This window comes from Maribacter aurantiacus (genome assembly GCF_005780245.1).
Lineage (GTDB): Bacteria > Bacteroidota > Bacteroidia > Flavobacteriales > Flavobacteriaceae > Maribacter > Maribacter flavus.
In genome coordinates this window covers 1-12,017 of record NZ_VBUK01000012.1, presented here as the reverse complement: position 1 = coordinate 12,017, position 12,017 = coordinate 1, and the positions used below count along the sequence as shown (strand labels likewise).

The window sequence follows — 12,017 nt, the reverse complement described above, 5'->3', positions numbered from 1 at the left end:
ACCTGACAGGTTTTGGAAACCTGTCAGGTCTAAAAAAACCAAACCCGTCACGTCCTTAAAGGTATCTGACTTAGTACCTCCAGTAAAAACTTCCAGAATTTCTGTACGGAGGAGATGCTTACGCGTTCATCGGGAGAATGGGCTCCTTTGATGGTCGGACCAAAACTGACCATATCCATCCCCGGATAATTTTGTCCTAAAATTCCACATTCCAGTCCGGCGTGACAAGCAACCACATTGGGTTTGGCATCAAAAAGTGTTGTATACACCGATGTGACAGTCTTGAGTATTTCAGAATCCATATTGGGATTCCATCCGGGATAGGACCCAGAAAATGTAACCGAAAAGCCTCCAAGTTCAAATACCGATTTTATTGCATTGGCCAAATCCATTTTTCCGGATTCAACCGAAGACCGGGTCAAACAACCAATCTCTATCGTGCCATTGGCAACGGTCACATTTGCCACATTGTTGGACGTCTCCACCAAATCTTCCATGTTGGCACTCATTCGGTAAACCCCGTTATGCAGCCCATAAATAGTTTTTAATAGCTGCTCCTGCTGTTCCAATTCCATCAATTTTTCAAAAGGATGAATGACTGTATCAAAGCAAATATCGAGTTTCGGTTCCACCACCGCCAATTCGGTTTTGATAGCTTGTGCTTCGGTCTTCAATTTTTCCAAAAATGCGGGCAGCTGGTTTTCGTCCACATTTAACAGACATTCGCTTTCCCTGGGTATGGCATTTCTAAGGCCCCCACCATGTATTTCAGAAATCCTAAAATCGTATTCATTTCCTTGGAACAACAACCGATTCATTATTTTATTGGCATTGCCCAGACCCTTGTGGATATCCATACCGCTATGGCCCCCGGCAAGTCCTTTTACGGTAATTTTCAGGCCGACTTCCCCCGATATTCTAGGAGTCTGATTATAAGATTTGGTTGCTGTGACATCAATGCCCCCCGCACACCCAATATCGATTTCATCGTCCTCTTCGGTATCCAAATTCAACAGAATTTCTCCTTGTAACAGACCATCCTTTAACCCAAAAGCTCCCGTCATCCCGGTTTCCTCGTCTATGGTGAACAAGGCTTCCAAAGGTGGATGCGCAATTTCCGTGGATTCCAACAAGCTCATAATGGCAGCGACCCCCATACCATTGTCGGCTCCCAAAGTGGTACCCTTCGCTTTCACCCAATCACCGGCAACAAACATTTGAATCCCGGTATTCTCAAAATCGAAGTCGGTTTCCGAATTTTTCTGGTGCACCATATCCAAATGGGACTGAAGGGTGACGGTTTTTCTTTGTTCCATACCAGCTGTTGCAGGCTTCCGGATAATGACATTTCCAACGGCATCGGTCAAGGTTTCCAGCCCCAATGAGTTTCCAAAATCGACCATAAATTGAATCACCTTTTCCTCCTTTTTGGAAGGTCTGGGAACCGCATTCAATCTTGAAAAGTTCTTCCAAACGTTTTTGGGCTCTAATTCGAGTATCTGGTTTTTCATAAGATTGAAATTTTTCAGTAAAAATACATACCATAAAATCAAATCCCTATTTTTGAAATCATGAAGATGTCCTTAAAAACCGTAATCGCGGTTTCCTTGATTCCCCAAATTATGCTTGTAAAATGGTTGGGCCAAAACACAGATTTCATAGAATCCTATTACAGCATGGAGCTGTATCCCCATATATCCGGATTTTTCAGATGGCTCTTTGGTTGGATTCCTTTTTCCGTGGGCGACCTACTCTATTTCCTTCTAATATGTACAGTCATTTTTTACTTATACCGACGATGGACCTTTATCAAAACACAAAAACTGAAGTTTCTAAGGGATGTGCTGATGGTGCTGTCCATTGCCTACCTGACATTCCATCTGGTATGGGGATTTAATTATTATCGCAGACCGCTATCGGAGAAATTGGGTTTGACCGAAACCAAGGATTATCATGAATTATTGGACTTTACGGAAAGGCTTATCCAAAAAACAAATTCCATACAAGAATATGTGGTTGGCGATACCCTTGAAAAAGTGAACATTCCCTATTCCCAAAATGAAATGTTTCAAATGAGCATTGAAGGTTATCATGAGCTTGCCAAGGAATTCGGTTTTTTGGGGTACGAACATCCAAGCGTGAAAACCTCACTTTTTAGCACCGGACTCACCTATATGGGCTACGCGGGTTACTTGAACCCATTTACCAATGAAGCCCAGGTAAACGGCATCCTGCCCAATTTTAGGTTTCCCATTGTCACCGGACACGAAATTGGACATCAATTGGGTTATTCAGCCGAAAATGAGACCAATTTCATTGGATACTTGGTAACATCAAAAAACAAGGACCCTTATTTTCAATATGCAGCATATGCTTATGTCATGGGATATTGTCTCAGCGATGTACGGCGTGGAAATAGAGAAACTTTCGACCGTATGTTCCAAAAACTCAATCCAGGTGTCCGGGCCAATTTTGAGGAAATGGCCCTGTTTTGGGAACAATATGAAAACCCCTTGGAACCCGTATTCAAATCGATCTTCAATTCCTTTTTAAAGGCGAATAATCAAGAACAGGGTATTAGAAGTTACAACGGGGTGGTTTCCCTTGTGATAGCCTATCACAAAAAATATCCGCTTTAGAATACAGGCAATTTTAAAATTAGCTTACCAAAACGAGTAAAACCTTTAGCAATTTGATACTATTTATATCAATTTGTTATAAAATTTTCCAAATTTTAATAGCTGTGTTCAAAGTCACACAATTTGGCCGTTTTAAGTGTTAAAAAAAACTAAAATCATCGGATAGCAGGGATTAAACCTTAATTTTAAAAAGACTAATCAAACGAACTCAAAATGAAAAAACTTATTTTTTCACTATGCCTATTTTGGTGTGGTGCCCTCCTCTTTTCTCAGGATTACTTCCCTGAAAGCGAAGGCGTGAAAGCGAACAACAATAATTTTACGGCCTTTACGAACGCCAAGATTTTTGTGACCCCTACTGAAGTCATTCAAAAAGGAACGCTGCTCATCCAAAACGGCAAAGTGGTCAATGTTGGCGCATCCGTAACACTACCACAAAATACAATCGTGGTGGATTTAAACGGAAAATCAATATACCCTTCCTTTATAGACATTTATTCCAAGTTTGGGATAGAACAACCAAAGCGGAGCAGTGGTGGAAGACGTTCCCCGCAATTTGAGCCCACGCGGGAAGGGTTTTACTGGAACGACCATATCATGCCCGAAAATGATGCCATTGGCAGTTTCAAGTATGACGAAAAAGAAGCGAAGGAATTGATTGAAGCGGGTTTTGGTGCGGTGAATTCGCATATCCACGATGGAATCGCTCGGGGTACGGGTGTACTCATCGCCCTGAACAATGCGGGTACAGATGCCAACAGGGTACTGGATGATAGATCCGCCCAATATTTTTCGTTGGAAAAGAGTGTTACCAAACAACAGTCCTACCCCACCTCCCTAATGGGTGCGCTAGCCTTGTTGCGCCAGATGTATAGTGACGCAAATTGGTATGCAAACGGAAATGCATCCACAACGGATCGATCCTTGGAGGCATTAATAAAAAACAAGGGACTGGTCCAAATCTTTGAGGCCAAGGATAAGGGCAACGACCTACGTGCCGATAAAATTGGGGACGCCTATGGTATTCAATATACCATTCTAGGCGGTGGAAATGAGTTTGAGCGCATTGATGAAATAAAGGCCACCAACGCCAAGTTCATAATCCCCTTGAATTTTCCGGATGCCTATGATGTTTCCGACCCTTATCAGGCAGGGTATGTATCCTTGGAGGATATGCGCTACTGGAACCAGGCCCCCACCAATCCGAAAGTGCTGGCCGAAAATGGGGTCACTTTTTCCCTGACACCCTACGAACTAAAATCCATGTCAAAATTCAAGGATAACCTGATGAAGGCTATAGAATATGGCCTACCCAAAACAAAGGCCCTAGAGGCGCTAACTACGGTTCCTGCCGAAATATTGGGAAAATCAAATGTAGTTGGAACCCTAAAAAAAGGGGCGCATGCAAACTTCCTGATTACATCGGGCGATATTTTTGACAAGTCCACGACCCTTTATGAAAACTGGGTACAAGGGAATAAAAATAGCATCAACAATAAGGACATCACGGACATACGGGGTGACTATACCCTGACTACCGAAGGTAAAACCTATGATATTTCCATAACTGGGGAACTCGCAAAGCCCAAAATGGAGGTAAAGCTGGATACCGTAAAACTGGATTCAAAAATATCCTATGAAAATGATTGGCTGACCTTTTCTTTTTCCGCCGATAAAGGTGCCAAAACCTACCGGATGATAGGAGCGGTGCTTCCGGATACCGACAATCTTTCCGGCAGGTTGATATTGCCGGACGGAACGGAAACCTCCTTTATGGCCAACAAAAAATCAGGTTTTGAGGAAAAATCCAAAGATGACAGCGATGCTTCCGATGCTCCCAAGGTAATGCCGGTTACCTTTCCAAATGTTGGCTACGGCTATACCTCCAAACCCAAGCAGGAAAATTTGTTGTTCAAAAATGCCACGGTCTGGACCAGTGAGGAAGCGGGAATTTTGGAAAATACGGACGTGTTGGTCAAAAATGGAAAAATCGCTAAAATAGGCACCAATTTGGGAGCCAGCGGCGCCAAGGTCATCGATGCCACAGGCAAACACCTAACTGCCGGAATCATTGACGAACACAGCCATATTGCGGCACTTGCCGTCAATGAAGCAGGTCATAATAGCTCGGCAGAAGTGAAAATGGAAGATGTTGTAGATCCTGAACATATGGGAATTTACCATAGTCTGGCGGGTGGGGTTACTTCGATTCAGTTATTGCACGGTTCCGCAAACCCTATTGGGGGTCGTTCGGCCATCCTAAAATTAAAATGGGGTGAGGAAGCGGATGGTCTTATCTACGATAACTCCCCCAAGTTTATAAAATTTGCCTTGGGCGAAAACGTAAAACAGTCCAATTGGGATAGCTACTCCCGTTTCCCGCAGACGAGAATGGGCGTGGAGCAGGTGTTCATGAACTATTTTCAGCGGGCCAAAGAGTACGACGAAAAGAAAAAAAGCGGACAGCCTTATCGTTATGATGAAGAAATGGAGGTATTGGCAGAAATTATCAATGGTGAAAGGTTTATTTCATGCCATTCCTATGTACAGAGTGAAATCAATATGATGATGAAAGTTGCGGAGCATTTTGGGTTTAGGGTCAATACCTTTACACATATCTTGGAAGGATATAAGGTAGCCGACAAAATGGCCGAGCACGGTGTTGGGGCAGGAAGCTTTAGCGATTGGTGGGCCTACAAATACGAAGTAAAGGATGCCATTCCCTATAATGCCGCCATCATGCATTCACAAGGTGTCACGGTCGCCATAAATAGTGACGATCGCGAAATGATGAGGCGTTTGAATCAGGAAGCGGCCAAAACCATCAAATACGGAGGTATGACGGAACTCGAAGCTTGGAAAATGGTTACCATCAACCCGGCGAAGCTCCTTCATCTGGATGATCGTGTGGGTAGTATCAAGGAAGGAAAGGATGCTGACCTTGTTTTATGGTCCGGCAATCCATTATCAGTGTATACGAAAGCCGAAAAAACCATCATTGAAGGTACCACTTACTTTGATTTGGAAAAGGACAAAGCCCAGCGGGAAGCCATAAAAAAAGAACGCAACGAGTTGGTAAAAATGATGTTGGAGGAGAAAGCCGGAGGCAAAAAGACCCAAGGTCCAAAACAAAGTGTAAAACAAACGTTCACTTGTGAAACGCTTTAAAATTCTAAAATCGAAAATACCTAGTAAGATGAAACGAGCATTAAAAAATTTTAAAAATTTCTTCATAAATGGGAATGTTTAAAATTTTTAATGAGAGAACGAGTACAGCGAGTGGTTGCACACGTTCTTAATTTTATAATTTATTTATTATCAACTAATTACTAAAATTTAAACGTGTGAAAAATATATTAATACTACTACTGGCAATAGCAACATATTTGCCAGTATCGGCACAACAGACACCTGCCGCTAAGCAGACAGAAGCTATTACCATAGAGGGAGCTACGGCCCATTTGGGAAATGGCGAGGTCATTGAAAGTTCATTGATCATGTTCGAAGATGGCAAACTCACCTTTGTGGGGGATTCCAAAATGAAGATTGCCCGTAAAGGCAACATCATAGATGCCTCAGGAAAACATGTCTATCCTGGATTCATTGCCCCGGCAAAAACCTTGGGACTCATCGAAATCAATTCCGTTCGCGCTACGGACGACCAAGACGAGATTGGGGAACTAATTCCCCACGTGCGGAGTCTCATTGCCTACAATGCGGAATCCCAGGTGGTGGAAAGCATGCGGCCCAATGGTGTTCTGCTTGGACAAATTGCCCCATCTGGCGGAAGAATTTCCGGTACCTCCTCTATAGTGCAGTTCGATGCTTGGAATTGGGAGGACGCAGCCATCAAGGTAGATGATGGCGTACATTTAAACTGGCCAAGAAGTTTCCGCCAAGGACGTTGGTGGATGGGCGAGGAAAGAGGATACCAACCCAATAAGGACTATAGCAAAGATGTTGAAACGGTAGTTACGTTCCTCAAAAATTCCGTGGCCTATGGCAAAGGAAAACCTACGGAGATGAACCCCGCCTTTGCCGCAATGCAGGGTGTTCTGGATGGAACTCAAAAAATGTATGTATATGCCGATGGGGAAAAGGAAATCATTGATGCCGTAAACACATTAAAAACCAACGGAGTCAAGGAAGTTGTATTGGTAGGAGGATATGAAGCCTACAAAATAACCGACTTCCTTAAAAAGAACAATATTCCCGTTTTGGTTCAGTTTACCCACAATCTTCCCGTTTTTGATGACGACGATTATGACCTTCCTTACAAACTTCCCAAACTCTTGGTGGACAGTGGCCTGTTGGTTGGTCTACAAAACAACGAAGCGTCCAATTTCCAAACCAGGAACTTGCCTTTCTATGCTGGCCAAGTGGGGCAACAGGGATTGGATAAGGAAAAGGCCTTACAGTTGATTACCGGGAATTCCGCTAAGATTTTGGGCATTGATGATAGTTATGGTACTCTGGAAGTTGGTAAAAGTGCCACACTTTTTATTTCGGAGGGAGATGCCTTGGACATGCGCACCAACCAGTTGACCCATGCGTTTATTGATGGTAGGAATATTTCCCTTGAAACTCACCAAACCGAATTGTGGAAACGATACATGGGCAAATATGAGGGGGAATAAATCGTTTCCAAAAAGATAAAAGTGTACATTTAAGTCGGTAGGTATCGACTGAATTGGAAATGAACCAAATAATAACAAAGAGGCCGTCTAAAAAGACACGACTCTATTCATATGTCACATCGAGCGCAGTCGAGATGTTTCTGTCGACCTTTCTACTGCGCTCAAGAGGACAGAAACTATAATCAATCTAATTACTAGATTAGGAATCTGATTATAAAAGTGTACATTTAAGTCGGTAGGTATCGACTTTATTGTTAGCGAATTAAGTATCAACAAAAGCTCGGTATGCTATCGGGCTTTTTTGTTTGTGTAAATAACAACCTTCCGTATGAAAAAAATAATCTTCTTTGGTCTATTGGTTTTGTTTTCCTGTAAGAAAAACAAAACATCGGAAAATGGGTTAGAATTGGCGGGTCTTAAAGAACCCGTAGAGATAGTGCGGGACCAATGGGGCATCAACCATATTTACGCCAATAACCAACATGATCTTTTCTTCGCCCAAGGCTATGCGGCGGCGGCCGACCGACTTTTTCAGTTCGAAATTTGGCGTAGACAGGCAACGGGTACCGTGGCGGAAATTCTTGGAGAACGTGAATTGAAACGTGATATTGGTACCCGACTCTTCCAGTTTCGGGGAGATATGGAAACGGAAATGAACCACTATCACGAGGATGGCGTAGAAATCATAACTGCTTATACCGATGGAGTGAATGCCTATATTGACGAAGTGTTGCAAAATCCTGATAGCCTTCCCATAGAGTTCAGGATATTGGACATACTTCCCCAAAAATGGACGCCAGAGGTGGTGATATCAAGACATCAAGGCCTGTTGGGAAATATCAATGATGAGTTACAAATTGGTAGGGCGGTCGCAAAACTGGGACCTCAAATGACGAAGAAATTATTTTGGTTACATCCCAAAGATCCTGACCTGACCATCGATAAAAAAATAAATAAGGAACTCCTGTCCCAGGATATTTTGGAGCTTTACAATGCCTATAGAAAATCGGTAAAGTTTGCCCCTGAGGATATCCAACCCGAATACAGAGGCCAAGAAGTGGCCAACCTTCTTATCGAAAATAAGGAAAAAAACAGGGATTCCCTGTCTATTGGGAGTAATAATTGGGTAGTTAACGGTAGCCGCACCAAGGATGGCAACACCTTTATGGCCAATGACCCCCACAGAACCATTGCGGTACCTTCCCTGCGCTATATGGCCCACTTGGTCGCTCCGGGTTGGAATGTTATTGGCGGAGGGGAACCCGAAATCCCGGGTATATCAATCGGACATAATGAATATGGAGCCTGGGGGTTGACTGTTTTTGAAACGGACGGTGAAGACCTCTATGTGTACGAACTCAATCCTGAAAATCAGAATCAGTATAAATACCAAGGAGCATGGGTGGATATGAAAACCATTCATGAAACCATTAAGATAAAAGGGCAAAAAGACACCATTGTCAATCTACATTATACCCAGCACGGCCCTGTAACCCTAATCGATACAAAAAACCACGTTGCCTATGCCGTTCGTTGTGCTTGGTTGGAGCCTGGAGGCTCCCCGTACTTGGCATCCTTACGAATGGACCAGGCCAAAAACTGGGAAGAATTTCGGGAAGCATGCAACTACAGCCATATTCCCGGGGAAAATATGGTCTGGGCGGACAAAGAAGGGAATATTGGCTGGCAAGCCGTTGGCATTGCCCCTATCCGAAGAAATTTTAGCGGTTTGGTCCCCGTTCCCGGGGATGGAACCTATGAGTGGGACGGTTATCTGCCCATTGTTAAAAAACCGAACGACCATAACCCTGACAAAGGCTTTATTGCCACCGCCAACCAAAATGTTACCCCACCCGATTATGAACATTGGGATGCCATTGGCTTTTCATGGTCGGATCCTTACAGGGGTAACAGGATCGAAGATGTTTTAAGTAGTAAATCGGACTTTACCATGGAGGATTTTAAAGCCTTACAAACCGACTTTCTTTCCCTACCTGCAAAGGAACTTGTTCCCTTGCTAAATAAAATTACGTTGGACGGTACGTACCAAGAGGCCAAAACGAAATTGGAGGATTGGGATTTTACGTTGAACCCGAATTCCATTCCCGCGGCCATCTATGTAGCTTGGGAGGATTCGTTGGCAGAAATGATGGAAGATTTGGTCATTCCCAAACAAGCAAGACATATTGTGACCTCGTTGCAACTTAAAACAATCATTGAATATGTTTCACATCCTAAAATAGTTTTTGGGGGCGATACAGAGGGAAATAGAAACGAGTTATTAAAAAAGTCCTTTCAACAAGCCATCGATGACCTGGAAAACAGATTGGGCGCGGATATGGAAAAATGGCAGTACGGTCAGGCAAAAAACAAACACGTATATATCGAGCATGCCTTGGGAAAGGTTGTTAACCAAGCTATGCGTGACACCCTTTTCAATCTAGGCCCTTTGCCCAGGGGCGGCAGCGGCACCACACCGGGATCAACGGGAGGCAATATGAACCAGTCGAGCGGTGCCTCCTTCCGGATGATCGTAAATACCGGGGACTGGGATGCCGCACAAGCTACCAATGGACCGGGGCAATCCGGCAATCCAGAGAGTCCTTTTTATAGCAATCTGTTTGAACCTTGGGCCAAGGATCAGTATTTTCCTGTCTATTACACTAAGCAAAAGGTTGATTCCGTCGCTGTTGAACGTAGGAAGTTTCTACCCTTTGATAATTAGTCAGAAACGTTCACAAATTATTTAATGTCGTATTTGCACAACTTTCAATGAGGTAGGGGAAAATTCGCCTGAAAGAAAATAATTTTTTTTAAAAATAAATGGTTTCCATTATCTAGTTGCCCATCTTGTACCTAAATACGCCATTGGCAAATAGGCTGCAACCAAATCCAAAATGGTAAACCATACTGGCCCGTTCAACATTGTGATATTAATTATCCCTCCAATCAAAAAGAAAACCCCAATTATCAAACCTATGGATAAAGGACGTGCTGCTGCGATTTTGGCGGCTACAAATGCACCGACCAAAGTTCCTAATGCGTGAGCAAGAAAGGGAAATATAAAGTGTTTTGGTTGAAACAAGTGTATTGTCGCTTTCAGTCCTTCCATGGTTGTAATATCTCCTCCCTCCGGCGGCGGTATTATAGAACCGCTAATCATGACAATACCCATATTTACGATGCTTCCTACTAAAACTCCCGTAATTACTGCTAATATATTTTTAATAATGGGGTTCATATTTACTTTTATTTAGGAATGAATGATAATCGTTTACTTTATAGCAAAACCAAGATAACATTTTATGTTCATTCCAATAATAAGAGATTAAATAGTAATCTTTTGCAAACAGCAATTACAAAGTTTACCTTGTGGAAATAAAAGATACCAGCTCACCTTTTGTATATTTTAAATCTCTTGGTTCTAGGCAAATAAAGCCATCGGCACGGGACAAGCTAGTTAAATCACCGGAACCATTCTCCACCACCGGTGTAACCTGTAGGCAGCTGTCCTGCCAATGCGTACTTACCTGAATGAATCGGGTCAAGGGAGGTTTAATGTCCAGTTCAACGGTCAATTTGGCAAATTGATTTTCTATTTTGATTCCCCAGGAACGAAACAGCCAGGGCAAAAAATATAAATGATAATTGGCAAAGGTCGATACCGGATTCCCGGGGAAGGAGAATATAACGGTATTGAATTCCTTATGGATCCCGAACCAAAAGGGCTTTCCAGGGCGCTGCGCCACCCGGTGAAATAGCTGCTCCACACCTAGAGTTTCCATCACTTCCGGTATAAAGTCGAACTTACCTTTTGATACGCCACCACTCAACAGCAGGACATCATTTTCACGCAAGGCGGATGAAAGACCATCTTCAATACTTTTTTTATCGTCCAAAAGATGTAAGGAACTTCCCTCGATTCGCAAATCGGATAAGGCCGATACCATCGTAAGACTGTTTGATTTTCTAATCTGATGGGGTTCCGGTAGTACATCAACATCCACTAATTCATTCCCTGTAGCGATGCTGCATACGCGTGGGACCTTTTTCACCAAGACATTCGATTTTCCCACTGAGGCCATCACTCCAATTTCGGCAGGGGTTATTTTGGTTCCTTCCGACAATATTTGGGTTCCCTTGCTTTCGTCGCTCCCTTCACAGTGAATATTCTGACCCTTGGTAACCGTTTCATTGATGGTTACACGATTATTCTCAATGGTTAGATGCTCGTACATTATGACCGTGTCCGTGTGCTTGGGCAATACGGCACCCGTCATGACTTCGATACAGGCCGTTTCATCTTGAAGGGTACATTGTACCATACCAGCACTGGCAATGTTTTCAATACGCAGTGTTTCAACTTTGCCTATAACGGCATCAAATTGGATAGCAATTCCATCCTTGGTTACGCGGTCGAAAGGAGGGAAATTCCTGTCAGCATAAATGGGTTCGTCTAAATACCGACCCATACTATCCATCAACGGTACGTGTTCACTCCCTAAATTCAGGGGATGTTCCAATACCTTTTGCAATGCTTCCTTAAATGTAATCACTGTTGTTTATTTTTGGCTTTTGGTTGTTGGTTGTTGGTTGTTGGTCGTTGGTTGTTGGCTAATGAAATAATTTTTACCTCTTAACTCTGCATTCTTCGCTGTAGCCTTTAGCCTTTAGCCTTTAGCCTTTAGCCTTTAGCCTTTAGCCTTTAGCCTTTAGCCTTTAGCCTTTAGCCTTTAGCCTT

Annotated in this window: 7 protein-coding genes; 4 read left to right on the top strand and 3 right to left on the bottom strand. The window is 43.2% G+C overall.

Translation table 11 applies throughout. The features are described 5' to 3' along the window. Positions 1–47 precede the first annotated feature (47 nt). Entirely contained in the window at positions 48–1,511 is a 1,464-nt protein-coding gene (locus FEK29_RS15755; RefSeq protein WP_138259401.1) for an aminoacyl-histidine dipeptidase, read from the bottom strand. A 66-nt stretch (positions 1,512–1,577) separates the two neighbouring features. Between FEK29_RS15755 and FEK29_RS15750 the strand changes: the two genes are divergently transcribed. From FEK29_RS15750 to FEK29_RS15735, 4 genes are all read left to right on the top strand, one after another. Then, positions 1,578–2,639 carry a DUF3810 domain-containing protein gene (locus tag FEK29_RS15750; protein ID WP_317129186.1) on the top strand — a complete coding sequence of 354 codons (1,062 nt, stop codon included), beginning with the start codon at positions 1,578–1,580 and terminating at the stop codon, positions 2,637–2,639. A 213-nt stretch (positions 2,640–2,852) separates the two neighbouring features. Further along, a complete protein-coding gene (locus tag FEK29_RS15745; RefSeq protein WP_138259399.1) occupies positions 2,853–5,807 on the top strand; it encodes an amidohydrolase family protein in 2,955 nt (984 codons plus the stop codon). 176 nt (positions 5,808–5,983) lie between these two features. After that, the gene (locus tag FEK29_RS15740) at positions 5,984–7,276 is read left to right on the top strand and encodes an amidohydrolase family protein (protein WP_138259398.1); all 1,293 of its coding nucleotides are present in this window, start codon (positions 5,984–5,986) and stop codon (positions 7,274–7,276) included. Between the two features lie 328 nt (positions 7,277–7,604). After that, positions 7,605–10,001: a penicillin acylase family protein gene (locus tag FEK29_RS15735; protein ID WP_138259397.1), complete on the top strand. Its 2,397-nt coding sequence runs from the start codon at positions 7,605–7,607 to the stop codon at positions 9,999–10,001. 108 nt (positions 10,002–10,109) lie between these two features. Here the strand turns inward: FEK29_RS15735 and FEK29_RS15730 are convergent, their stop codons facing one another. After that, positions 10,110–10,517, bottom strand: coding sequence for a hypothetical protein (locus FEK29_RS15730; protein ID WP_138259396.1), 408 nt, complete (start codon positions 10,515–10,517; stop codon positions 10,110–10,112). 124 nt (positions 10,518–10,641) lie between these two features. After that, positions 10,642–11,832 (bottom strand): molybdopterin molybdotransferase MoeA, encoded by a 1,191-nt coding sequence (locus FEK29_RS15725; RefSeq protein ID WP_138259395.1) that lies wholly within the window; start codon positions 11,830–11,832, stop codon positions 10,642–10,644. Positions 11,833–12,017 lie beyond the last annotated feature (185 nt).